This is a genomic window from Erwinia sp. SLM-02, from assembly GCF_037450285.1.
Classification (GTDB): Bacteria; Pseudomonadota; Gammaproteobacteria; order Enterobacterales; family Enterobacteriaceae; genus Erwinia.
Genome location: NZ_JAQISN010000038.1, coordinates 1 through 276 on the forward strand (window position 1 = coordinate 1; position 276 = coordinate 276).

General features: G+C 54.3%; 1 rRNA gene. It reads right to left on the reverse strand.

Features of this window, described 5'->3' with window-relative positions:
• Positions 1 to 86: ribosomal RNA gene (rrf, locus tag PGH32_RS24655) — 5S ribosomal RNA — on the reverse strand; the annotation flags it as partial.
• Positions 87 to 276 lie beyond the last annotated feature (190 nt).

Here is a 276-nt window from a genome sequence, read left to right on the forward strand (position 1 = left end):
GACCCCACACTACCATCGGCGCTACGGCGTTTCACTTCTGAGTTCGGCATGGGGTCAGGTGGGACCACCGCGCTAAAGCCGCCAGGCAAATTCTTTCTGCCCTGTCCTGTGTCTTTTGTGCTGATACTGCGTTGGCTGCGTTCGCGTCACTCAGTCACATACTCATGTATGCTCCTTCCCGCCGTCTCGCTTGCCGCCTTGTCTCAGCGCAAAATCCTTCGGACTTGTGTCCGCAGAACAGTGCTAAATTCTTTATCCGGTACAAGCTGAATATTG